The organism is Flavobacterium notoginsengisoli (genome assembly GCF_042686225.1).
GTDB lineage: Bacteria > Bacteroidota > Bacteroidia > Flavobacteriales > Flavobacteriaceae > Flavobacterium > Flavobacterium notoginsengisoli.
Window position 1 is genome coordinate 417,788 of the sequence record NZ_JBHUOT010000003.1, and the last position, 24,330, is coordinate 442,117.

Annotated in this window: 26 protein-coding genes and 1 pseudogene; 17 read left to right on the top strand and 10 right to left on the bottom strand. The window is 36.9% G+C overall.

The window, feature by feature from the left end; genetic code table 11:
- Positions 1-8 precede the first annotated feature (8 nt).
- The 4 genes from ACFS3A_RS09625 (at position 9) to ACFS3A_RS09640 (ending at position 3,580) form a co-directional block, all read left to right on the top strand.
- Positions 9-272, top strand: coding sequence for a hypothetical protein (locus ACFS3A_RS09625; RefSeq protein ID WP_379825211.1), 264 nt, complete (start codon positions 9-11; stop codon positions 270-272).
- A gap of 550 nt (positions 273-822) precedes the next feature.
- Positions 823-2,541: an FAD/NAD(P)-binding protein gene (locus ACFS3A_RS09630; protein ID WP_379825212.1), complete on the top strand. Its 1,719-nt coding sequence runs from the start codon at positions 823-825 to the stop codon at positions 2,539-2,541.
- A gap of 436 nt (positions 2,542-2,977) precedes the next feature.
- Positions 2,978-3,280, top strand: a complete 303-nt coding sequence (locus ACFS3A_RS09635; protein WP_219071376.1) for a hypothetical protein — start codon at positions 2,978-2,980, stop codon at positions 3,278-3,280.
- A 12-nt stretch (positions 3,281-3,292) separates the two neighbouring features.
- Positions 3,293-3,580: a hypothetical protein gene (locus tag ACFS3A_RS09640; protein WP_379825213.1), complete on the top strand. Its 288-nt coding sequence runs from the start codon at positions 3,293-3,295 to the stop codon at positions 3,578-3,580.
- Positions 3,581-4,788: 1,208 nt separating this feature from the next.
- Here ACFS3A_RS09640 and ACFS3A_RS09645 read toward each other — a convergent pair.
- Positions 4,789-5,190 carry a DoxX family protein gene (locus ACFS3A_RS09645; protein ID WP_379825214.1) on the bottom strand — a complete coding sequence of 134 codons (402 nt, stop codon included), beginning with the start codon at positions 5,188-5,190 and terminating at the stop codon, positions 4,789-4,791.
- 16 nt (positions 5,191-5,206) lie between these two features.
- A complete protein-coding gene (locus ACFS3A_RS09650; protein WP_379825215.1) occupies positions 5,207-5,647 on the bottom strand; it encodes a nuclear transport factor 2 family protein in 441 nt (146 codons plus the stop codon).
- A gap of 99 nt (positions 5,648-5,746) precedes the next feature.
- Here ACFS3A_RS09650 and ACFS3A_RS09655 point away from each other — a divergent pair, with 99 nt between their 5' ends.
- Positions 5,747-6,130, top strand: coding sequence for a winged helix-turn-helix transcriptional regulator (locus tag ACFS3A_RS09655; RefSeq protein WP_379825216.1), 384 nt, complete (start codon positions 5,747-5,749; stop codon positions 6,128-6,130).
- A gap of 144 nt (positions 6,131-6,274) precedes the next feature.
- On the opposite strand, the gene ACFS3A_RS09660 is transcribed toward ACFS3A_RS09655, so the two are convergent.
- On the bottom strand, positions 6,275-7,393 hold the full coding sequence (locus ACFS3A_RS09660) for a cystathionine gamma-synthase family protein (protein WP_379825217.1): 1,119 nt from the start codon (positions 7,391-7,393) through the stop codon (positions 6,275-6,277).
- Positions 7,394-7,812: 419 nt separating this feature from the next.
- On the opposite strand from ACFS3A_RS09660, the gene ACFS3A_RS09665 reads away from it, so the two are divergent.
- From ACFS3A_RS09665 to ACFS3A_RS09685, 5 genes are all read left to right on the top strand, one after another.
- On the top strand, positions 7,813-8,403 hold the full coding sequence (locus ACFS3A_RS09665) for a TetR/AcrR family transcriptional regulator (RefSeq protein WP_289660433.1): 591 nt from the start codon (positions 7,813-7,815) through the stop codon (positions 8,401-8,403).
- 118 nt (positions 8,404-8,521) lie between these two features.
- The gene (locus tag ACFS3A_RS09670; RefSeq protein WP_289660432.1) at positions 8,522-9,214 is read left to right on the top strand and encodes an SDR family oxidoreductase; all 693 of its coding nucleotides are present in this window, start codon (positions 8,522-8,524) and stop codon (positions 9,212-9,214) included.
- Between the two features lie 6 nt (positions 9,215-9,220).
- The gene (locus ACFS3A_RS09675; protein ID WP_289660431.1) at positions 9,221-9,988 is read left to right on the top strand and encodes an SDR family oxidoreductase; all 768 of its coding nucleotides are present in this window, start codon (positions 9,221-9,223) and stop codon (positions 9,986-9,988) included.
- A 1-nt stretch (position 9,989) separates the two neighbouring features.
- Positions 9,990-10,997 carry an NADP-dependent oxidoreductase gene (locus ACFS3A_RS09680; protein ID WP_289660430.1) on the top strand — a complete coding sequence of 336 codons (1,008 nt, stop codon included), beginning with the start codon at positions 9,990-9,992 and terminating at the stop codon, positions 10,995-10,997.
- 77 nt (positions 10,998-11,074) lie between these two features.
- Complete coding sequence (locus tag ACFS3A_RS09685; RefSeq protein WP_289660429.1) at positions 11,075-11,986, top strand: AraC family transcriptional regulator; 912 nt, start codon at positions 11,075-11,077, stop codon at positions 11,984-11,986.
- 82 nt (positions 11,987-12,068) lie between these two features.
- On the opposite strand, the gene ACFS3A_RS09690 is transcribed toward ACFS3A_RS09685, so the two are convergent.
- The 3 genes from ACFS3A_RS09690 to ACFS3A_RS09700 form a co-directional block, all read right to left on the bottom strand.
- On the bottom strand, positions 12,069-12,497 hold the full coding sequence (locus tag ACFS3A_RS09690) for a transposase (RefSeq protein WP_379825218.1): 429 nt from the start codon (positions 12,495-12,497) through the stop codon (positions 12,069-12,071).
- Positions 12,494-13,675 (bottom strand): IS3 family transposase, encoded by a 1,182-nt coding sequence (locus ACFS3A_RS09695; RefSeq protein ID WP_379825340.1) that lies wholly within the window; start codon positions 13,673-13,675, stop codon positions 12,494-12,496. The genes ACFS3A_RS09690 and ACFS3A_RS09695 overlap by 4 nt, the downstream gene beginning before the upstream one ends.
- 194 nt (positions 13,676-13,869) lie before the next feature.
- A complete protein-coding gene (locus tag ACFS3A_RS09700; protein WP_289660427.1) occupies positions 13,870-14,133 on the bottom strand; it encodes a hypothetical protein in 264 nt (87 codons plus the stop codon).
- Between the two features lie 258 nt (positions 14,134-14,391).
- Between ACFS3A_RS09700 and ACFS3A_RS09705 the strand changes: the two are divergent.
- Positions 14,392-14,712: pseudogene (locus tag ACFS3A_RS09705) on the top strand (DUF2867 domain-containing protein); the annotation flags it as partial.
- Between the two features lie 88 nt (positions 14,713-14,800).
- Here ACFS3A_RS09705 and ACFS3A_RS09710 read toward each other — a convergent pair.
- On the bottom strand, positions 14,801-14,992 hold the full coding sequence (locus ACFS3A_RS09710) for a cold-shock protein (protein ID WP_281865516.1): 192 nt from the start codon (positions 14,990-14,992) through the stop codon (positions 14,801-14,803).
- Between the two features lie 575 nt (positions 14,993-15,567).
- Here ACFS3A_RS09710 and ACFS3A_RS09715 point away from each other — a divergent pair.
- The 5 genes from ACFS3A_RS09715 to ACFS3A_RS09735 all read left to right on the top strand — a co-directional run bounded on the left by ACFS3A_RS09715 (position 15,568) and on the right by ACFS3A_RS09735 (position 19,502).
- Positions 15,568-15,930, top strand: coding sequence for a helix-turn-helix transcriptional regulator (locus ACFS3A_RS09715; protein WP_379825219.1), 363 nt, complete (start codon positions 15,568-15,570; stop codon positions 15,928-15,930).
- Between the two features lie 251 nt (positions 15,931-16,181).
- A complete protein-coding gene (locus ACFS3A_RS09720; protein ID WP_379825220.1) occupies positions 16,182-16,607 on the top strand; it encodes a response regulator in 426 nt (141 codons plus the stop codon).
- A gap of 287 nt (positions 16,608-16,894) precedes the next feature.
- A complete protein-coding gene (locus tag ACFS3A_RS09725) occupies positions 16,895-18,403 on the top strand; it encodes a PAS domain-containing sensor histidine kinase (protein WP_289660424.1) in 1,509 nt (502 codons plus the stop codon).
- 102 nt (positions 18,404-18,505) lie between these two features.
- Positions 18,506-18,751, top strand: a complete 246-nt coding sequence (locus ACFS3A_RS09730; RefSeq protein ID WP_289660423.1) for a hypothetical protein — start codon at positions 18,506-18,508, stop codon at positions 18,749-18,751.
- A 238-nt stretch (positions 18,752-18,989) separates the two neighbouring features.
- Positions 18,990-19,502, top strand: coding sequence for a response regulator (locus ACFS3A_RS09735; RefSeq protein WP_289660422.1), 513 nt, complete (start codon positions 18,990-18,992; stop codon positions 19,500-19,502).
- A gap of 15 nt (positions 19,503-19,517) precedes the next feature.
- On the opposite strand, the gene ACFS3A_RS09740 is transcribed toward ACFS3A_RS09735, so the two are convergent.
- Both ACFS3A_RS09740 and ACFS3A_RS09745 read right to left on the bottom strand, forming a co-directional pair.
- On the bottom strand, positions 19,518-19,736 hold the full coding sequence (locus ACFS3A_RS09740) for a hypothetical protein (RefSeq protein WP_289660421.1): 219 nt from the start codon (positions 19,734-19,736) through the stop codon (positions 19,518-19,520).
- A 340-nt stretch (positions 19,737-20,076) separates the two neighbouring features.
- On the bottom strand, positions 20,077-20,328 hold the full coding sequence (locus ACFS3A_RS09745; RefSeq protein ID WP_289660420.1) for a DUF6965 family protein: 252 nt from the start codon (positions 20,326-20,328) through the stop codon (positions 20,077-20,079).
- A 1,679-nt stretch (positions 20,329-22,007) separates the two neighbouring features.
- Here ACFS3A_RS09745 and ACFS3A_RS09750 point away from each other — a divergent pair.
- Complete coding sequence (locus ACFS3A_RS09750; RefSeq protein WP_379825222.1) at positions 22,008-23,426, top strand: DUF1254 domain-containing protein; 1,419 nt, start codon at positions 22,008-22,010, stop codon at positions 23,424-23,426.
- 475 nt (positions 23,427-23,901) lie between these two features.
- Here the strand turns inward: ACFS3A_RS09750 and ACFS3A_RS09755 are convergent, their stop codons facing one another.
- On the bottom strand, positions 23,902-24,252 hold the full coding sequence (locus ACFS3A_RS09755) for a winged helix-turn-helix transcriptional regulator (RefSeq protein WP_089051453.1): 351 nt from the start codon (positions 24,250-24,252) through the stop codon (positions 23,902-23,904).
- Positions 24,253-24,330 lie beyond the last annotated feature (78 nt).

Genomic DNA, 24,330 nt, shown 5'->3' on the forward strand with positions numbered 1-24,330 from the left:
AAAAAATGATGAGAAATTTAATTATCAGCTTTTGTATGATCTTCTTTTTTGGATTTGCATCAGCGCAGGAAACTCCTGCTAAGAAAAAACAGAGTACTGATACTATTCAAGCCAAGAAAAGTAAACATACAACTACTCAAAAAAGTTCTAATACAAGAAAAGGCGACACAGTTTACAAACAGCGTTCTGAGCAAAAAAAAGGGAAAACGCTAAAGCCGAAAGGAAATTCGACTCCGCAAAGTAAAGATTCAATTACTGGCACAAGACCCTAGAGGTATAATCCTTTTAATTTAAAGTCTATTTTATCAACTAAAGTAGACTTTAAATCTCTTTACTTTATTGTATTTAATCTAACTGCTGTTATAGTTTGCTGTAATACACACTCTGGACTAATTTATCAGGCGATTAAGGCATTACTATAAGAAAGTAAAAGTTAATAATAAAATAATTCAATTTCATTAGCAGTAAAAATAGAGCAGTTTACTGGTTTAATTTTGTATAATTACAAAAACGAGTTTCATAATTCCCATGAAGTTAATTATAAGATAATTATATTAATATTCATTTCGCAACGGTTTGTATTATCTTCAGGGTTTAATGTTAAAAAGCTCTCAGAAATAAGAATCTAACTCTATGATGTTTGTCATTTTATTGCAGTCATAACCTTAATTATATAATTTACTATTTGAATCATATAAGCTACAAGACAAATCGTTATTGATATTTGTAATTAATAGCAGTTATCATTCTCACAACATTCTATTCGGTAATAGTTTGGGATGTTTCAGAATTTCTAAGAGTAAACATATAATCAAAAATGAAATGGATATTAAAAATACTAAAAAACGCATAGCAATTTTGGGAGGAGGTCCGAGCGGGCTTTTTATTTATAAGCGATTGGTAGAATCTGGCTCTAATGATTTTGAGATTACAATTTTTGAGCGAAAAAAAGAGCTTGGTTCAGGGATGCCTTACAGTACCGAAGGTTCCAGTATGGAGCATATCACTAATGTATCCGATAATGAAGTACCGCACATTGTATCTACCATGTCGGAGTGGATCTATAACGCACCAGCGGACTTACTGAAAAGATTTAATATTAAACCAGATCAATTTAACGAATACAAAGTCGTGCCGAGACTGCTATTTGGGAGCTATCTTTCTGCACAGTTCGACATTTTATGCAAAGCTGGAATGGAAGCTGGGATTAGCACTACCGTACATTTTGAAAGTATAGTTACTGACGTGAATTATGACGTAAAAAATGAAGTGGTAAAAGTTGAAACTAGTAATGAAAGTATTTATGAATTTGACTACGCTGTTATCTGCACTGGACACAAGTGGCCAATCCGGTATGAAGGTAAAGTTGCAGGCTATTATGATGCTCCATATCCACCTGTAAAACTGGCAAAGCATTTTAATCATCCTATTGCAATAAAAGGTTCTTCTTTAACTGCTATTGATGCCATAAGAACTCTGGCAAGAAATAACGGTTCATTTGAAAAAGGATCTGACGATGCTCTTTATTTCAAATTAAATCCTGAAAGTGCTGATTTTAGAATAATGATGCACTCCAGAAGTGGTATGCTTCCTGCGGTTCGTTTTCATTTAGAAGATTCACATCTTTCGAATGACTCTTTGTTAACTAAGGAAGAAATAGAGCAGCACAGAAAAGGTAATAATGGTTTTTTATCGCTTGATTTTATTTTTGAAAAGGATTTCAAAGATATATTCCGCGCAAAAGATCCTGAATTTTATCAGCGGATCAAGGATTTTTCAATTGAAGATTTTGTAGCTGATATGATGGAACTGCGGGAACGTCTTGATCCTTTTCAGCTTCTAAAAGCCGAATATGTGCAGGCTGAGAAATCTATTAAAAGGCAGGAATCTATTTATTGGAAAGAAATGCTGGCTGTTTTAAGTTTTGCAATGAATCATCCTGCCAAATATTTTTCGGCAGAAGATATGCTGCGGCTTCAAAAAGTGCTTATGCCTCTTATTTCCATAGTAATTGCATTTGTTCCCCAAAAATCATGCGAAGAATTATTGGCTCTTCATCAAGCTGGAATATTAGATCTGGTTTCTGTCGGAGATGACAGCACAGTTGAACCGCAGAATGGAGGAGGAGTATTTTACAATTTTAAAGATAGTGGCAGTGATCGTTCAGTATTTTATAAAACATTTATAGATTGTGTCGGACAGCCGCATTTATCCTATGAAGATTTTCCGTTCAATACTCTGCTGGAGCAGAAAGCTATTAGTCCAGCACGTTTAAAATTTAAATCATCTGAGGCAGGTCATACCGCATTTACAGCAGATCCAGATAAGGTGGATCAAGATGAATACGGAGACTTTTTTCTTAAAGTATCAGGAATAGCCATAAATGATAATTTTCAAATTATAGACCAATACGGCGCTTATAATAAAAATGTATACATCATGGCCGTGCCTTATATTGGTGGTTTAAATCCAGATTATTCCGGTCTGGATTTTTGTGAAGCAGCTTCTCTGCGAATAGTAAAAGATATTTTGCAAAATTAACTTGCTCATTTTTTTTCCCTCGAGTATCAAGGAAAAATTTGTTTTTTATAAGCTCGCAATACTTTTAATAACCAGCTTGGCTGCTTCATCAATGTAGTTAGTATGTGTCGGACTGAGATACGACTGGTTCTTGTTCAGTCCCTGCGGCGCTTTCGATTTGAGATTTTATAACGTCCTTATATTTAGCAAGTCCAATGCCAATAATAGGGACGGCTAAACTTTCCAATATAGAACCTGCGTTCGAATGCCCGTTTTTATTTAAGTAAGATGATAATAGTAAAGCGCCAACAGATCCAAATAGAATCAGTTCTCCTGGTACGTCACAAATTTCCACAGTTTGAATTAAAGAATTAAGGCTGGGAGATTTTTAATGGATTAATTGTCTTAAATTAGTAAGAGAGTATTCAGAAGAATACTGAAATTTAAATAAGAAATAATGTATAAACACACCATTATATTCAAAACAGGGCAGTTAATACTTCCCGAAAAAACAGACCTCCATTTTGTTACGGATCTGCTTCACATTGGCCAGCTAGAACTCAACTATATAGGTGCTGCGGCCGCTGTGGATAATAAAAATGCTGAACAAGCCTCGCTTCTGGTATTCCATTTTAATACAGAACAGGAACTGGATTATAGTATGCAGGAATCTGAAATTAACCACCTGCTGTCGGAGCTTCTCAAAAAGGAAAATCCAAAAATAAGCACAGACAGTAATGATATAAATGTGAAGTTTTAAAAAATTACATTCATGAAAGAAGAGCTGATAAAAAAAGAATATACCCAAGAACTTGAAAACCTAATCAATGAAAAGAGAATAAAACTCGACAGACTAACTGGTTTTGAAAAGGAACAGGCTACTTATAAGCATCTGATTGAGATAGATGAATTTGTTATACTGGCAAACAGGCGGCTTAATGAAATTATAACCGTACATGAGCTAGTCCTTCGAAGCGAACAGCAGTATCAAGATTTTATGCATTATATCACGCCGGCTGCAGAGGAAATCTACAGGAAGTATTACCAGGGACTAATATGAAACCTTGCTCATTTGACAGCGTAAAGATGTCGAATTTCAATGAGGGTTTCATCGCGTAACTTTAATTAAATCTCTCCTGCATATTACGTGACTGAAAATTTCATCATTCCAATCCTCTGTCAACAATCAAGAACATTCTCTTTTTTAGATTTTTACGAACAAGTTTACAATAGTTGAGTACGAAGACGATGGTATCTTTAGTTACCCACATAGCATTTTTTTGATTAATAAAGCTTTGAGTCTAAAATTCGTATGTTGAATATTTTGCTAATTTTCTATTTAACGAATACTTAATTTCTACTATATTTTTTGATGTTCGAATCCTGTTAAGTTATCGAAGGGTAAATCAACTATTTGCGCAATTTTTTATATAAATATATACGCTGATGCAATTTACTATTATTTTAAAGAATAAAAATAAATGCATAAATGATTCAAAGACAGCGTATTTATTGAGCTTAAATAAAAAATGGCGCCAATTGTCTTCAATTGGCGCCATCTGGCTGTGTGACGTTTAGTTCACAATTTACAAATCATTTTATGAATGATTTAAAGAAATTGGCTTATTTTTCGATTGATTTGTAAGATAATTGGTTTAGTTTTTTATTTTGAAGAGGTTTGTATGTATCGTAAAGGTTTAATGTTAAAAAACGTTAAAAAATGTGATTTCGTTAATTCAATAAATGAAGCTACTAATATAATTGTAAATGAGACTACATAACTTAGTATTTAAATGGATAATTTAAGTAAGTTTTTAGCAAAATTAAATAATAGTTTTGAGATTATTAATGTCAAAATTTGATACTTATTTCTGCTGATTTTGATGAAAATAAAAATATATCTTCCTCTTAATAATTGTTCTTCCACAGAAGCTAAAAATTGATTTATTTCCTTTCTAGTGGTAGTGATTACTAAGAAAGAAAGAAAAAAGCAAAAATGATCTAAAGTTAGCTCATTTAGTAGTGCAAATAAAAAAATAGCGCCAATTGTCTTCAATTGGCACCATCTGGCTGTGTGACGGGAACAGGGCAAATTACAACATCTTTTTTGGATGATTTGAAGAGATTGGCGTACTACATGTTGTGTCCGTATTCGATTGGCTTTGTAAATTTGGTTTAGATGTCCTTTTGGTGATTGATGTAAAATTTTTTCTAATCATTGGTACACTTTGAAAAATATGAACCTGTATAATAATTTGACTTTGGAGGTTATTCACTCATAATATTTACGTTATTATTTTGGATTTCTAGATTTGGTTCTAAAGATCCTATAAACAAATATTTATCACGCAGAAAAGCTGTTATCCAGATTAGAGACAATGGCACTGCCGGATTGAGCATTGAACCATCATGTGATAATTCTGTTGCCATTGCTCCGGCAAAATAGCAAGAAAGCAGTATAAAACCGATGCGCATGGTTTTAGGAAATATAAATAAAACAGCTAAAGTCATTTCCATCAAGCCAAGTGTTGTCGCTGCATTAGGCAGATTAAATTTTACCAGTCCATTAACTGACCACGGAAGCTGGATGGCTTTCATAAGACCGCTTAAAACTACCATCACAGCAGTTAATATCAAAAGCGAGATCGTAAGATATTTTTTTATTTTCATTGATTAGTTAATGAGATTAATTATTAAGTTGTCTAACTTCTATAATGATAAAATGTCCTATGCGATTCTTTATCAGCCATTTTCCATTATGATTTACATACTCATCCTCATATTTAACGCTGTAGTCTGAAAGTATATCTTTTCCTTCCACTTCTCTAATCATTTTTAATTGAGAGAAAGAAATGCCTGTAGCAGTATCTGCATCGATTTCTACTTTATGCTGTCCATTCAGTGTAAAGTAAGTTTTTACATGGCCGGCATGCTGATTGAATTCTTTTTCCATGTTTTCTCTTTGAGAAACAGAGGAAACTAAAGTACCATTCATATAAACTTTATAGGTAACATCCGGGGTAAATAAATCCATTACCTGTGAGATCTTTTTCTCGTCACCTAAAGTAGCGTAGTCATCTATGAGGCTTCTTAATTCCTCTTTTACTCTTAAATTTTCTAATGTCATGATTTCGTTATTTTTAAAATTATTAAGCAAAATTACAGTACATTTGCTTACAATTTATTAGTTGTTACTAAAAGGTTAGTTGCTTTTAAAATGATAGTTATGTCAAAAACAGAAGAAAAGAAGATAGAAAACAAGGAATTTACTGAAGAGTGCAATACTGTACTTATGGCAGTTTCTGATGCATTGTATGCAATTGGAGGAAAATGGAAATTGATGATTATTATTGCAATGGCCAGAGGAAATAAAAGATTTACAGAAATTCAAAGACAGGTTACAGGTATTTCTGCAAGGGTTCTTTCGAGTGAGCTTAAAGAATTAGAGCAAAACGGTTTCCTGCTTAAAAAAGTAGCAGTGGGGTATCCTGTAAGTATCGAATATGAACTTCTTCCTTACAGCCAGACTTTAGAAGAAGTTGTAGGAGCCATGACAAAATGGGGGATACAGCATAGAGAAAAAATACGAAATGAAAGTAAATCCAAATAGATGCAATGAAAAAGGGAACGAGAATTCAATTGAACGCTCTTTTCCTTTGAAGTTTTTAATGAATAAAATTAATTAAGCTTTTCAATCTTAGAGAGGGCTTATGATTTTTTACTGATCAAATTTAAAATATTATAAGGTTTATTATCAGTTAAATGCATGAGTAAAGTCTTCTAATAGATCGTTGATGTCTTCAATTCCAACCGACAATCGAATTAACGAATCTTCAATACCCATTTCTTTTCTGCGATCAGCACCAAGTTCATGAAAAATAGTCTTGGCTACAGGAATGGCAAGACTTCTGGTATCGCCTAAGTTACTTGATTTAATAACAACTTTTAATCGATTTAGAAATGTAACGGCATCAATTTTATCATCTAATTCAAAACTCATTAATCCGCCATATCCATTAAAAAGCTCCGAAGCGATTTTATGCTGCGGATGATCAGCTAAACCAGGATAATTAACTTTTTTTACCAGTAAATGTTCATTAAGAAAATTTGCCAGCAGTAAGGCATTGCTGCTAGTTCTTTCCAGCCTTAAAGCTAAAGTTTCGGCTCCTACTGAAATGCTGTGTGCTGCTTCAGGAGATAAAGTACCTCCGCCATCACGTAATCCTCTTTTTCTGATCTGGGTAATACCAAGCATCTCAGGTTTAATCTGGCCGCGTAAAATTGCTGCAATGTTTGGGAAACCAGCACAATCATACAAACCTGTATCTGTAACACTGCCGCCGAGTGCATTGCCATGACCGCCTATGTATTTAGTTAAAGAGTTAATAACAAGACTCGCTTTAACATTAATGGGTTTAAAAAGATAAGGCGAAGTCATCGTGTTATCTACAACGTAAATGATTTTATTTTCGGAACAGAAATTACCAATTTCATCGAGCTGGGCTATCTGGGTAGCAGGATTTGCAATCGTTTCCACAAATACCATTTTTGTATTTGATGTATGCTCTTTTTGGATGTTCTCTACACTGGTAGCATCTACATAAGATATTTGAACGCCAATTTCACTAAGAGTCTGCATAATACTTCGTGAATTCCCAAATAAGTAAGAACTTGCAATGATATGATCATCCTTTTTTAAAAGTGATACAATTGTGGCTGTGATGGCAGCCATACCAGTAGAGAAGGCTACAGTAGACATTCCATTTTCCATTTGTGTTAATTTGTGCTCTAAAGCAGCTACTGTTGAATTGCCCTGTCTTGAATAAGCATATCCTTTTGTTTTATTCTGAAAAACATCAATTAGTCCATTCACATCTTCATAACCCTAGGTCACAGCAGTATGTACAGGTTGGTGTAATGCGCCAAATTCCGGTTTTAATAGCCGGTCTGAGTGTAATATTGTGGTAGTAAATCCTTTTTTAGTATCCATTTTCTTATCCATGCTATAGAGCATTGTCTTAATGTCATTAATTATTTTAAAAATTGGTATATAGCTGGAATATTCATCAGCTAATACATTGCTAAAATAGCGGATAAAAATGGTCAATCAAAGAAGAGAAACCATACTGGCTGAAAAATTATTATTTTCTGACAGTTGGAAACGGCTGAATTAATTTCCCCATAATTGAATCGTTTATTTTCTTATGCTGACATTTTATAAAAATTAAATTAGTGTTAATTTTAATTTTTAAAATATACTTTTTAGTATATTTGTACCCTAATTAATTTACAATGCTTAGTAAAGCTGAAAGAACTAAACAATTTATACTTGAAACTGCGGTACCGCTTTATAATGAAAAGGGGATATCGGGAGTGAATATTGATGATGTTCTCGAAGCTACAAAACTAACAAAAGGATGTCTTTACGGTCATTTTGAAAATAAAGAAGATTTATCTGAGCAGGTTATAGATTTATCTTTAAAAATGGTTTCGGACAGAATCAGAGCGGCAGTCTATCAAGCCAAAACAATAAAAGGTAAAGTGTTTGCATTTTTAGATTTCTACAAGAACCCAATTGATACTTATATTTCTGGAGGTTGCCCTATATTTAATACAGCAGTAGAAGCAGATGACAATTATCCTCTTATAAAAGAAAAAGTAGCCAAAGTATTTAAGAGCGGCCAGCAGGAATTAACGGCTCTGCTGCAGGAAGGAATCAATACGGGTGAATTTTCAAGTAAACTTGATCCTGCGGTCTTTGCATTTAAATTCACGGCTTCAGTTGAAGGCGGTATTGTAATGTGCAGAGTTATGGGGACAGCAAAACCAATGCAGGGACTTGTGAAAAGCCTAAAATCTGAATTAGAACAATACGTCTTATAATTTTTTTTTGATTAAAAATATACCAAAAAGTTTATTTTAAAATATACTAAAAAGTCTAAAAATAGAATTTATTAATTTGATAACTAAAGAATAAAAAATAATTTAAATAGAAATAAAAATGAAAACAACAGGGAATACAATATTCATAAGCGGCGGAAGTGCCGGAATAGGATTGGCAATTGCCAAAAAATTAAGCAAGTCAGGCAATAAAATAATAATTAATGGACGCAGTGAAGAACGTCTGCAAAATGCTTTAAAACAATTGGATAATGCAGCGGCTATACAAGGCGATTTATCTCTAGAAGCCGATAGAATTCGAATTGCAAAACAATTAAAAGAAGATTACCCAGAATTAAATTTAATCATTAACAATGCTGGGGCAGCGTTTAGTTATCTTTTGAATGAAACTTTAAATGCTCACGAAAAAGCTGCTATAGAAATGAATACCAATTATTTTAGTGTAATTCATTTCACTGAGCTTTTATTACCGCACTTATTGCAAAAAACAGAATCTGCGGTTGTTAACATTTCTTCTATTGCCGTATTTGGAAGCCATAAATTACTTCCAACTTATGGAGCAACCAAAGCGGCATTGCACAGTTATACTGTCGCACTGCGATCTACTTATGAAGAAGAGAAAAATCTTCAAATCTATGAAGTCTATCCGCCATTAGTAAATACTGAATTTTCAGCTGAGATAGGAGGAGCAAACGGTATTTCGCCAGATGAAGTTGCAGATGAATTGTTTTTAGCTCTTGAAAAAAATCAGATTGATGTTCTGGTAGGTGATTCTAAACAATTCTTTAAATAAAGCATTATGAACATAAAAGGCAAAACGATATTGATTACCGGAGGAGCTTCTGGTATTGGGTTTGAAGCGGCAAAACAGTTTTTGGCAATTGGTGCTAAAGTAATCATTACGGGAAGAAATCAAGCCAAATTGGATGCCGCTAAAAAAGCATATCCTGCGATCACAGCAATACAAAGCGATGCGGCAAATAAAGAAGATGCAAAATTTCTTTTTAATAAAGTAAAAGAATTGGGCGGTATTGATATTCTATATAATAATGCCGCCGTACTTGTACCGCCATCTAATTTAGGTATCCCAAATGACAAACATATTGATGGTGCAGCTTACGAAATGGAAGTTAATTATATTGGGGTTATAAGACTTAACAACCTGTTTATGGACATGCTGCAATCAAGAAAAGATTCAGCGATAATAAACACAACATCAATATTGAGTCAGGCTCCGTCATTAATTGAAGCTACATATTCTTCTTCTAAAACAGCACTGGCTTTCTATACGGTGTCACTTCGTGAGCACTTGAAGATAATTGGAAGTAATGTAAAAATATTTGAACTGATCCCGCCGCTTGTTGCTACAGAAATGACCGCAGATCGGAAAGATAAAAAAATATCGGTTCAAGAAATGGTAAAAGGACTTGTAGACGGACTGCAAAAGGAAAATTATACCATACGCGTAGGGGATGCGAAACTGTTTAATCTAATTAACAGATTTTTCCCAAAAACTGCCTATAAATTAATTAACCCGAAAAAGAGCTATCAACTTTTAAAAAATTAATATGAAAGCATTTATCATAAATAAATATACTAAAGGAGGTCTTCAGCTTGCAGATGTTGCAAATCCAGTTGTGGGTAATAATGATGTTTTAATTGAAGTCTATGCGGCAGGTGTTAATCTTTTGGATTCGAAAATTAAAACAGGAGAGTTTAAATTGATGCTTCCTTATAAACTGCCTATGATTCTGGGGCATGATGTGGCAGGAATTATTACCCAAGTAGGTAAAAACGTCAGGAAATTTAAAGTGGGAGACCAGGTATATTCCCGCCCTGCGGATTACCATATAGGAACCTTTGCTGAGTATATTGCCGTAAATGAAAAAGATGTGGCATTTAAACCCAAAAACATTTCTATGAACCAGGCAGCTTCTATTCCATTGGTTGCATTAACAGCATGGCAGGCATTGGTAGAGCTTTCGGGTTTGAAAAAGGGTCAGAAAGTATTTATACAGGCAGGTTCAGGAGGTGTTGGAACTATAGCGATACAACTGGCAAAATACTTAGGCGCAGTTGTTGCCACTACAGCCAGTACAAAAAGTTTTGAACTGCTGAAAAACCTTGGAGCTGATATACTTATCGATTACAAAACGAATGATTTTGAGCACATACTTAAAGATTGTGATGTGGTGATAAACAGCCAGGATCAAAAAACACTTGAAAAATCATTAAACGTTTTAAAACCTCACGGAAAGATAATCTCTATTTCAGGACCGCCAACACCTGAATTTGCAAAAGAAATAGGATTGCCGTGGTATTTCAAAATAATTATGTCTCTGCTCAGTTTTGGTGTAAGAAATAAGGCTAAAAAGAAGCATGTGAACTTTAGTTTCCTATTTATGAGAGCCGAAGGAAGCCAGCTGCAGGAAATTACAAAACTTATTGAAAATGAAATTATTAAGCCAGTAGTAGATAAAGTATTTGCTTTTGAGCAGACTAATGAGGCCTTGCAATATGTAGCAAGCGGCCGCGCGAAAGGTAAAGTTGTAATACAAATAAAGAGTATAAAATAGTAAATGCAGAGAGTAAAATCTCATTGATTAATGCAGGTTTTACTCTCAGGCAATCATAAATTTTTTAATCAATGCGAATGCAAAGAATTAGCGACAGTGACAATAATACTGCTGAATATCATCTAAATCAATATCAGCATAATGTGCCAAGGTTTTCTGTGTACGAAATTGATAATTATTTAAAAAAATATGATAAAAAAAGAAGGAAAGCTCATGCCGCGAATCACTATCAGATCATTTGGTTTAAAAAGGGAAATGGCTGCTATTTTGTTAATTTTAAAGCCTGGGATATTGACCAGAATACTCTTTTCTTTCTGACTAATGATGATGTTCATTATTTCGATAGAAATACCAATTACAGCGGAGTTTTAATTCAGTTTAATGAAGAATTTCTAATTCAGGACAATAAGGATATTGCTTTTTTTTCGAAACACGTCCTGCCGGATAGTCACAGTCAGCCTGCTTGTTCACTTACCGGAGATGATGCCTTTATTTTAGAAGAATATTTACAGCTGATCAAAAATGAATTAGAAGATAAAAATCAAACCAGCCATGAAGAGCTTTTAAGGTCTTACTTCAAAGCATTTCTTATTCAGCTTCAGTACAGATGGCAAAATGCAAGTACATTTAATGGGCACCAGATTTCTCCTAAGGATAAAAAGCAGCTGCAATTAATAAAATTTATCAATCTAGTAGAAGAAAATTATAAAAAAGAACTTAAAGTCTCCCATTATGCAGAATTTATGCAAATATCATCTAGGACATTATCCGGTCTTACCAATCAATTATTAGATAAAAGTCCTTCTGAGATTATCTGCGAAAGGATTATAACAGAAGCAAAAAGAATGCTCCTTGATACTAATTGGACTATCAGTAAGATTGGACATTGTCTGGGTTTTGGTGATGATTCTTATTTTGTAAAATATTTTAAAAAACACACCAGTATCTCACCTTTGGATTTCAGGAGGTCCAGCTTAAAAATATCTTAATTCTAAGTGATACTAAAAGCTTAAAGTGAAAGAACTCGGCAAACCTATATAGATTTTATGGAGGATTTGAAGAGAATCTGTTTCAATAATTTTTTCCTCTTGCTGAGAGCCCCAGTTCTGACATATAATTTCTAACCGTTCTGTTGCATAATTTAAATCCCGAATTCTCCAGTTCAACTGAAATTCTTTCACTCCCATAGCGCCGTCTGGCAGCAAAAAATATAGAAGTTATTTTCTGCTGCATTAAAATCTTTTTTAGCTGCGTATCATTTAACGGCTTTTTTTTCCATCTGTGATATTCCCTTCTATTAACGCTTAAAACTTCGGTCATCAGCCTTATAGAGTATTGGCTCTCATTCTCTTTAATGAATTCAAATATTTTGGGTTTGCCATGCAGAATGCATTGTCCTGCGTTCTTTAAAATTTCAAATTTCAGGTCTGTTTTTTTTATCTTTTTTTCTAAGAGTATTACTTCAGCATAAATATCGGATGAACTGTTCTTTTTTTTCATAACTGAATGTTCTTTTCTAAATAATATTCATTATTGAACTGTTGTATTGTTTTATTATTCAGTGATGTATGGATTCTTCTTGTATTATACCAGTTTTCAATGAATTCAAATATTTCGGTTTTCATCTGCTTTCGGGTAAAAAGATTACTTTTCTTATCTGTCAATTCTCTTTTTAATGTGTTGAAAAAGCTTTCTGAAACAGCATTGTCGCAGCTGCATCCTTTGCGGCTCATGCTGGGCGTGAATCTATAGGAAGCAAGCATTTGTGTAAAAGCCCGATTGGCGTACTGAACCCCTCTGTCGGAATGAAAAATTAGCCCTTCAGGCGCATTCCGCTTTTCGGCTGCCATGCGCAGGGCAGGAAGCGTTGTATTTTTGCTGTCCAGACGTGCTCCCAGGTTCCAGCCGATTATCTTTCGGTCAAAAAGATCAATGATGATTGTGAGGTAAAGAAAGCCTTTGGTGGTCTGAAGGTAGGTGATATCAGATGCCCAAACCATTGAATGGGCTTCAACCTTAAAAGCTCTGTTTAATATATTTGATGCCGTATAATATTTGTGTCGGGAGTCTGTGGTAATTTTAAATTTCCTTTTCTTAATACGGCGGAGCCTTAATGTCCGCATATAGAAAGAAACCTGTTCCTTGCAGATTTTATATCCAAGCTTATGCATCTCTACTGTTAGCCTGTTTCTTCCATAATGTTTTTTAAACTGGAGAAATAATGATTTTAAAGCTTCCTTTAAGCGCGTTATATATTTCTTTTTTTCAGAAAGGCCGTTCGTTTTCCATCTGTGATATCTGCCGTAGCCCACTTCTAAAATTCCGCACATTTTCAATATCGAATATCTGCTTTCATTTATTTTTATAAACTCGTAAATCACCAGATTTCCTCGATAAAGGTAAGGAGAGGCATCTTTTAAGATTTCATACCGCAGTTCGGAATCCTTGTTTTTTTTCCGGAGATCGAAAACCTCTTTTTCATCGGGATGAAATCTGTCATAGCCCGCCCCTCTGAAGCTCCCTTCACCGAACTTTTCATATTCTATCCGCCATCTCCATATTAGATTTGGGTATATTCCCAGCTCATCAGAGAATACTTTGACGCTGTTTTTTTCATAACTCAATTTTACTGCATTTACTTTAAAATCACGATCAAACCTTTTATACTTTTTCTTCATCATATTGAATAATGTTTAATGTAGGACCAGTTGAAAGTAAAATTAAATAAAAACAGTGAGCTTTAGCAGATAATGAGAATGTCAAACTGAAGTATACAGATTTAATATTTGTCAAATGGTGATTTTAATATTCGAAATAGATGCCTAAAGCTATCTGTCGTAAAGAGATTAACTACATTTTTATATGGGGAAAATTAGTTCATGCAAATCTTGTTAATAAAACTTTCGTCTGTTTCCGGTTCCAGAGTAATCAGGTTGATATCAGAAAGAAATATTAAAATTTCCATTACGCGGGTCTGGTAGGCTTTTTCGGAAGAAAATGCTTCGAAGGAAAAAGCTGCGTCGCTTCCCAGGTTATAAAGAAAGAGGCACAACTCCTGAAAAGGTATGGGGCGGTCATCATTGATAAAAAGATATTTATATATGATCGATGGCAGACGATATGAATTTGCAGTCATGTTTTACTTTTAAGATATATACGTAATCTGCCGGTAATCAGTTTTAAAAAACTAGTTGAAAGTAAATTTTGCCTAAAAGTTAATCAAAATATGGCTTTTTTTCTGGAGGATAAAGATCTATTTTAAAGTAGAGGATTATTAGGGCAAATTTAATCTCAATAGCCGCGTTAAATTATTAGAAAAAACTTGTTTGCGTTTTGCATAGAAAGGTAATCCCTTTCAATGGTATTAGTGGAGGGAATGATGTACCTGGTTCACTGGGATCTGCGGGGATTTATCGACAAGGTTTTTGGAGGTGTGGGCCTTAGAAGGGGAAGGACCCATAAAAATGAGCTTCATCCCGGGGATGCGCTGGATTTCTGGCGTGTGGTGTATGCGGACAAAGCGGAGGGAAAACTTATTTTATACGCCGAAATGAAACTGCCCGGTGAGGCCTGGCTGGAATTTAAGATCGTCAATAATGATTTATATCAGGCTGCAACCTTTAAGCCCAGAGGGCTCATAGGCAGGCTCTACTGGTATTGCGTGCTTCCCTTTCATGGTTTTATATTCGGGGGAATGCTTAAAAAATTAATCTAGCAAGTATCGAAAATGGCTGCTGCATTGGTTTATAAAAAAAAGCACCTGTGATGTACAGATGCTTTTTCAAAGTGGTTTTTATAGTATATTAGGCTTTCACTACATTTACTGCGTTCGGCCCTTTTTGGCCTTCTTTTACCTCGTACCTCACCGGGTCATTCTCACGGATATTTTCCGATAGGCCTGAAACATGGACAAAAATTTCGTTTCCTCCGTTATTTGGCGTTATAAATCCGAAACCTTTTTCTTCATTGAAGAATTTTACTGTACCTTCCTGCATCTTAATTGTTTAATTTATCCAAATGTAGTCTATTGAAACGCGGTAAAGGGTAAAAAATAAATAAATTGTGCTTTTATTAACTTTTGCAAGCAGGTTTAAAGGCATAATTGGTCTTCTGCGGCCCATATTGCATTTAATTAAATATAATATTTTTACTATACATTTGTTTTCTGCCCGCTGAACGCATAAAATAGTGCAGCTTTTCTATCAATTGCCTTTAATAATTTTCGTAATTTTTCCAACAGCAGAGCATCGATTATAAATAATGGACTGCTCATAATCCTGAAAATTCTATTTTTTTGTTTATTTTTCAATAAAAAAAGACAGCTGTTTTTGGCAGCCGGCCCGTATAGCTGTTTTTAGCGCACTGCCGCCGGTGCAGTGTTTTTGGCTCTGGAGCCTGCGGGTCTGTTTTCGGGACAGCTAAAACCCTTTGGGGCATGTACATGGCAAAACAGCCCAAAGGGTCGACATTTGTTATTGCAGGAGAGATTCGTGAATTATTTTTCTGCAGTCATCTCTGATCCGGCATTCCCGACCGGAGGTGTGAATCTAACACAGTAAAATCCAAATTTATGTACAGCAGAATAAATGAGAATATAAAAACGCTGAGAGAGCTTAAAAATTACACCCAGCAGTATATGGCCTTAAGGCTTGATATGACCCAGGCGGGCTACAGCAAAATTGAAAAAGGCGCAAGCAGTGTGAGTTTTGAAAAGCTGGAAGAAATTGCGGCAGTCTTTGAAATGGATGTGAGAAACATCATAAGCTTTGACATCAGCGGGTACCTGGACCCCAGATTTAAAAGCAGTGCCGCTGCAGGGCAGCACAGCGCTTTAAACACGCTCTACACGGACAAAATTGCCCTTCTGGAGAAACTGCTGGAAAAAACCGACAGGGAGCTCAATGTCTATAAAAATAAATTCGGGGGCCTCTAATACGGTTCTTGGCAGGCTGGCAGCAGGCAGCAGGGGCTTAAAAACCCTGCGGGAAACAGTATTGGCTGCAGTTAGGGGCCTGTTTTTCTTCACAGGCCGGGAAAATTGCGTATATTGAGCTGTTAATAATCTTTTGCATAATCAGATATTTTTAAAGTTTTAAGTCAATATAGATTTTAGATATGACTTTTTAAATTCCAACATTGCTTAACTGCCCTACCGATAAAATGGGGCGTATTGTGCCAGAAACTATGAAAAATATCTATTTTGCCGATGATGATCCCGATGACAGGGAAATTTTTGCCGAGCTTTTCTATGAGATGTTCCCTGTGGAGGGCCTGAGGCTTTTTGAAAGCGGCAAAGCGCTGACCGATGCCCTCTCTGCGCCGGCCGGCTCGCTCCCGGACCTTATCCTTATTGATCTGCAGATGCATTTAAAAGATGGTTTTGAATGCCTTAAAGAAATACGCGGCGGCAGAGAAGATATAAAAGACATCAGGGTTATCATTTTTTCCACCTCGGCAAATCCCCGCCAGGTGGAGCGTGCCCTTGGTATGGGGGCAGATTCTTATGCCGTCAAGCCCGTCTTGTACGGGGATTTGAAATCCCTGATACGCAGGATAATGGAAATGGACTGGGAAGATCCCCAGGCGGACCGAGGTCTGCTTTTGCGCTGATGCGGCCTGAATTGATCCGGGCGGCGGTTTAAAGCAGCCCGCACTGCATTTAAAAAAAACAGATGGAAGTGTAAAATGGAAGATTACGTTTTTAGGCCGCCGTGCCGCATTTTGCCGCCGTGCATTTTTCCTGGGCTGTTTTTTTTTATCTGTTTTCTTCCCCCTAAAGCCTGCAGTAAAGACAAAGGCAGGCCTCTGCGGTGGAAATTGTGGAATAATATTAAAGCTGCATGTAACATCCTGGGCATTAAAAACCTGTATATTCGTTTTAAAAATAGACTGCAGCCATGGAAAGAACTTTACAGCTTTTAAGAGATATAGTGGATAATGCCCCGCTGCCCATAGGGGTGTATACCGGCAGTGAATTAAAGATAGAACTGGCCAATCTGGCGATGATAAAAACCTGGGGCAAAGGCGATAAGGTGCTTGGACGAAGCTATATTGAGGTGCTTCCCGAGCTTGGGAAGCAGCGCATTTTTGAACAGGCCCTTGAGGTTTATAGAACCGGCAGCGCATTTCATGCCAAGGATAAAAGGGTGGATATTGTAATTGACGGGCAGCAGAAGACTTTTTATTTCAATTACTGCTTTATGCCCCTTTTCGATCAGCAGGAACTTGTCTATGGGGTGATGAACACTGGGATGGATATCACCGATCTTCATCTGGCAAAGGAAAAAGTGCAGAGTTCCGAAGAGCAGCTTCGCATGGCCGTTGAGGCATCGGGGATGGGCACCTACGAAATAGACCTGCTGTCCCAGTCCATAGCGACTTCGGGCAACTTCAGTTCTATCTGGGATATAAAAGATACCATTACAAATGAAAAGATCATATCAAAGCTTCATCCCGATGATATAGCAGTGCGTGAGAAAGCCCACCTTGATGCCCAGCAGAGCGGGGTGATTTCCTATCAGGCCAGGATCATAAATGAGGACAAATCGCTGCGATGGACCAATATCACCGGTAAAATAATCAGAGATGAGAACGGGAAGCCGGTTAAAATCACCGGCATTATCGAGGATATAGACCGCCGGAAGACCCTGGAGGAGCAGCTTCGAAAAGAGGCCCGCGAAACTACCCAGGAGCTTCAGCGTTCCAATGACGATCTGCAGCATTTTGCCAATCTGGTCAGCCATGACCTCAGGGAGCCGGTGCGCAAGGTCAAAACCTTTATCAGCCGGATGCGCGATGAAATGCAGTCTGAGTTTAGCCAGAGGCTGGAATGGTATATGGGAAAGATCGAACATTCCGTCCACAGGATGCAGAATGTCATTGAAGGCATACTGGCGTATTCCGCCGCAGACAAGAAAAAACAGCCCGTTGAGCGCATTGACCTTAACAGGATCCTGGAAGGGATCAAGACCGACCTTGAGCTGGTCATACAGGAGAAAAATGCGGTCCTTATCAGCTCTGAGCTCCCTGAGATTCAAGGGGCAAGGATCCTGATCCAGCAGCTTTTCTACAACCTGGTGCACAATGCCCTTAAGTTTTCAAGGGCGGAAATTCCTCCAAAGGTCATTATCAGCAGCAGTCTGGTTCAGGGCAGCGGCGGGGATCTGGTGCAGGTCTGCATTGAGGACAACGGAATCGGCATTGATAAGGCATACAGCGAGCGGATCTTCACGGCCTTTGAGCGCCTTCATTCCAAGGACCAGTACGAAGGCAGCGGTCTTGGGCTGTCACTCTGCAGAAAGATTGTGGAGCGCCACGGGGGGACCATCACAGCATCAGGGGAAAAGGACAAGGGGGCCGTCTTTACGGTCCGCCTGCCCTTAAAGCAGCAAAGCACTGCGCTTTAGGCCGTGCGGGATATTTTTTAACATTCAGGCATGACCGGGCAGCCTTTTTAATCACTATATTTGATTTATAATCACAGCGGTTTATAAACGGAATTTTTTACAATGCACAAACAAGTACGATTCAGGGTGAAAAAGGATCTGGAACCCCGCCAGCAGCTCAGGGTAATTAAATTAAAAGGAAGCCTCATTTCAAAAGGCTATACCGAGATTATCCACATCATGGACCAGGACCAGCAGTATCATCTCAACACTTTTGAGACCCCGCCAGATAAACAAAATGAAGTGCGGCAATATATAGCGGCCTTTATCAGCAGTGAGAACCTCTCTGAGACCATAACAATAGATTAACCGGCTTAACTCAATTTGACCAGGATTATTACCCATGCCCGCCTGCTGTACCCAGGCGGGCATTTTTTTGTTTTGGCGCCAAAGAACCGAAAACCGTTTTTCCTTATAATGCACAACAGGGAATGATGATCTGAGGAGCCCTTATGTGCCGGATATCCCGCCGCTTTCAATATTATCGGCCAATGGGAATCTTTTAAGCATTTTTGCGCTACATTTGACAGGTAAAAACCGCTCCAATATGATAAGTTCCGATAATTCCAGCACGGCCCCTGAGGGGCAAAATGAAAAAGAGCCTGTAAAGATCCTGCTGGCCGAGGATGATACCGAGGACCAGGAATTGTTTATTGATGCCATTGGGGAAACCGATGTCCCTTCTGAGGTTACTACAGTTGAGAACGGGCAGCAGCTCCTGGATAGCTTGAGAGATGATTCCCAGCCCAATCCGGATATTATTTTTATTGATGTCAATATGCCCGTTAAGGAGGGGAAACAGGCGCTGGAAGAAATAAAGAAAGACGATGAGCTTCGGGACATCCCGGCCGTTATGCTCTCCACCTGGGACCATCCCTTGGATATTGAAGATGCCTTTGGGAAGGGGGCGGACCTTTATGTGCAGAAACCGAGTTCTTTTGCCGGCTTTGTGCTGGTGCTCAAGAAAGTTTTTTTTCTTCACTGGGCCAAAACTTTATTGGGGCCGGTCAGAAAATTATTTTTTGTTTCAGAAAAGAACATATCACAAGGGGACTCCTAAGGGGGTTTAGAAGTGTCAGCCGTTTATTTTTTCGCTGTGGTGCAGCGAGAGCCATTTTTCCATTTTCTCAAGCAGCTGGATTTCCTCTGGATTTCCCGTGGGGTCAGACAATCCTGTGATGGTTCTCTGGTAGTTGAATTTTTTATCTTCAAAGAGACAGTTGAATTTCGGGAACTCGTTGTGGGATACCAGCCAGTTATCGCCTTGTTGTTTCTTAATTGTAAACTTCTTCATTTTTCGTGATCTCCCTACAGCTGTGTTTAGTCTGGCAGAATTGATGTTTTGCGCCGTTTGTGAGTAATAAGTTTTGAACTGCAAAAGTAGAGGATTATTGCAGGTATGTGGGGTATAATTTTTTAAGTTTAATTTTTTCAGGAGCTTTTCCCGCTATCCGATGCACACAAGCGAAGCGAAATGGCGGAGCAATCGGGGCTGAGGGAGTATCGCACAATGTTACATTCTATAACTTATAATTTTATTAGATAGCCTAAAAATAAAATCTATTCCATTCTTAACTAGTCTTTTAATATATAAAAGAACCCTGCAGAAAAGTGCGGGGCTGTTTCATTCGGCTTTAGTCCGCAGCCAGCTCTTCAGGCTGCGGATCTGACGCGTCTGGCTTCTGGGTTTTCTTTACCAGCAGGTAGAAATCCCTCAGATGCCACCATGCCGGACATCTGTCCACGGGACCGTTAAAGTTTTTGATGGTGCTGTAGCAGCTACTCAGAAAAACCTGCGTATCGGTGATATTGGCCCACGGAGCCAGTCTTACTTCCTTGGGCGGTGGATTATGCTCAAAATAGCGTTTGATTTCTTCAGGATTCACAGGGCAAAAATAAATAAAAATCCCTGTCCTGTCAAGGGCGGGGGCATATCGCCCCGGCCGGCCTGCGGGACGCAAAAATAAAACCCGTCAGTATAGATCTATAAAGACGGGCCTGTCCATAAACATAATCTTCCAAAAAATGTTTATTTAAATTATCAGCAGGGCACTGCCGGTATTTTGAAATACAGCAGATTAGCTGTTTTATGAATCTTCTTATCGGTTTATTGGCCGCATCTGCACGGCATAGGTATTAAACTGCAGAATAAGGATATTATTGTCTTGTCCTGTAATTTAAAGCGAACCGTATGGCTCATCCAGAATTTAAATAACTGCGGTGTTTTTCAGGGGATGTTATACAGATTTCCCGCCGTCATTATCCCTGGCAATATATTTACAGTGTTTTTCTGCTGGTCGTTTAGCTGCGGGCCGCTCTTTTTTTTATTTCCTTTGCCGTACTGAGCTCGATACAGCCCAGCGTGCAGATAACTGCTGCTTCAGCCAGAAAATATCCCATCCCGATTATGGTCAGTACATGGCGGTATTGAATCACAAGTCCGATTACAGCCGCGCAGTAAAGCAGGTTTGCAAGGCCTATAATCCTTATGAACAGTATCCGGGGTCTTTTTTAAAAATAAAAAGCACGCGGCCGAATAAATACAAAAACAGACTGCCGTGGCCAAGAGGCAGGCCAGTACGGTTTTGGGCATTCCAAAATATGCGTCAAAGTGCCGCAGTATTATAAACATTAAAAATGCCGTCAGGGCCGCTCCTGCAGAGTCAATAAGGAAAAGTTTTTTTGGGTTTTCTGCCAGATAGCCTGTAAGGTTTTTTATTGTTCTATTCACTGTTGTTGTTGTTGTTGTTGTTGTTGTTGTTGTTGTTGTTGTTGTTGTTGTTGTTGTTGTTGTTGTTGTTGTTGTTGTTGTTGTTGTTGTTGTTGTTGTTGTTGTTGTTGTTGTTGTTGTTGTTGTTTGGCTTTTTAGATTGTATATAATATTATTTTTTGGGAGCTGTTCCCGCTATGCGTTTCAATCTTTAGCGCCGAACCCCGGCGCAGAAGGATTTCCACTGCTATCGGGGCTAAAAAAAATGCTAAAGGCTATAGGAATAAATCAATTTTCAGCTGTAGTCCATCAGCAATTATGTTTAATAAAAAAATGGCGCCAATTGTCTTTAATTGGCGCCATTTGGCTTTGTGACCCCGACAGGACAAATTTCAACATTTTTTTTGGATGATTTGAAGAAATTGGCTTATTATATGTAGTTATCTGTCTTCCAGTGGCTTTGGTAATTTGGTTTGGATGTCCTGTTGGGGATTAATGTAAAATTTTTCTAATTTTTAATTTTTGAAAGCTCTTCGATTTCAATACTATTGGATAATATATAATTCTCTTTATTCTTTTTATATACAGGTTGAATAAGAAATCAATTCTTTCTTGTTGCAAATTATAATTTGCAACATACTAATGTTATAATTTATCGGTAAAATTATTACAATTTTCTACCTTTAATTGGATTCAATTTTCGTTCCTATATATTTTAGTATTTATATTGTAAATCCAAATTATGAAAAGGAAAGCGATCATAGTGTTGTGTTATTTTTAATAAACAAAAATAGCGTGCATTTGTTGAAAGGGATAATATGATTTGCTAAGTTCACTAATTTAAAAAATGTTTTTATGAATAGAAAAGTCATTTTCGTTGTTTTTACTGCCGTAATCTTTTCTTGTAACAATAAGAAAGGTTCTTTACAAAATAATCAAGGAACTTTAAGTGATAAGGAAATTATTCAAACTTTTAAAGAGGCGTATGAATTTGCTTATCCTATGATCCTTTTTAATTCGACTCAGCAGTTAATGGTTAATACAGAAACAATTGTTCGTAATAATGGACCAATGATGGCTCCCATTAATCAAATAGTAAGTGCGAGTCATTTTCCTGACGCTAAAGATCATACTGTTATCAGAATGAATGTCGACACGTATTATACATCGTGTTGGATGAATTTAGAAAAAGAACCGCTTGTATTTCAAATTCCAAATACTAATGGCAGATACTATCTTATGCCATTGCTGGACGCGTGGTCTAACGTGTTTTTTTGTCCAGGTAAAAGAAATACAGGCACTCAAGAACAAACTTATTTGCTTACAGGACCAGAATGGAAAGGAAATGTTCCTTCAGGTATTAAACAAGTAAAAGCACCTACTAATATGATCGTACTTCTTGGCCGTACGCAAGTTAACAGTAAGGAAGATGGTGCAACTACAGTGCGAAAAATTCAAGAGGGCTATAAAATAATCCCTTTAAGTTCATACGGAAAATCGTATTTAGCTCCAAAAGGAAAGGTTGATCCTTCTGTTCCTCGCAAGGCTCCCGGAGATGTTGTTATAGAAATGTCAACAGTAGATTTCTTTAATACTTTTAATAAGCTATTGGTTATTAATCCTGCTCAAAGTAAAGATTCTATTATAATGAAAAAATTAGCTTCAATCGGAATCGCGCCTGGATTAAAATTTGATATTTCTAAATTTTCAAAAGCTGTACAAGATTCAATAGCAGTAATTTCTAATTGGGCTAAAGTTGAAATGGGAAAAAATGGATTTAATTCCAGCAAGCTCATAAATGGATGGTCATTGGAACATGGGCTAGGCGATTATGGTACTAAGTATAAGTTTCGTGCAGGTATTGCATACACCGGCTGGGGAGCAAATCTTGACAAGGATGCTATGTATCCTTCTTCTTCAATAGACGCAGATGGCGACCCGTACGATGGGTCAAAACACAAATATGTTCTGCATTTTGATAAAGGGCAAACTCCACCTTCTAATGCGTTCTGGAGTTTAACACTTTATGATTCCAAGGGGTTTTTCTATGATAATGCATTGAATCGTTATTCAATTGGAGATAGAAATCCATTAAAGATAAATAAAGATGGTTCTGTAGATATTTATATTCAAAATGAAACACCTGAAAAAGAAAAAATGAATAATTGGCTGCCCGCACCAAAAGCACCTTTTAATTTTATGCTTCGCGTTTATTGGCCAAAGGAAGAAATGATAAATGGAAAGTGGAATGTGCCAGCAGTAAAAAAACAATAAAAGATATCTTATTCAATTTATCCCTATCGGGACTTCTAACCATAGTTCAGCTCCGATTAAATCTCAGATAAAGCCACTTTAGACTGTTTATTTAGAACAGACTAAGGATTCCTTGTGAAAAATTCGAACCATAAAATATTAGGTCGTAAAGGCTTGAAAAATCTATATGTTTGTATATAAAAAAAGAGACAACTATTTAATAGTTATCTCCTTAAGTGAAGAACGGGACAAATTACAACATCTTTTTTGGAGGATTTGAAAAAGTGGCTTATTATATGTAGTTATCTGTCTTCCAGTGGCTTTGGTAATTTGGTTTAGATGTCCTTTTGGGGATTGAAGTAGAGTTTACGCAGCTTATACATGATTTTAGCATAAAATTTATTCAGATAATTTTATATTCACCTAAAGGCCAAAAATAAATGTAGCTACATTTTGTAAACATAAGCATTAGCTAAGTAATTAAATTTCTGCAATATTATCTTTCTTGAAAAATTTTCTTCTTATGGTTTAATCCCCAATCTTTCATAGCGTAGATAATAGGGGTCAAGGTATCTGCATAGGGTTCTAAGCAATATGATATTTTGACAGGATAATCGTTCGTTATAATCCGTTTGATCAGCTGGTGCTGTTCAAGTTCCTTAAGTTCTTTTGAAAGTACTTTGGGAGTTAATCCTGGAATGCTCTCTTGAATTTCAGTAAATCGGCTGTTTCCTACACCTACAGAAATAATGATGGATAATTTCCATTTTCCATTAATTACTTCAAGTGTGTCCCGTACTGGCTTAACGGTATTTAGGCACTCACAATAAGGTTTCTTTTTCGGCATGATAAATTATTTATTTCGCTTTCCTTTAGGAAAGAGCTATACAAAGGAAAGTGATTTTGTTTAATTTTGCAATATAAT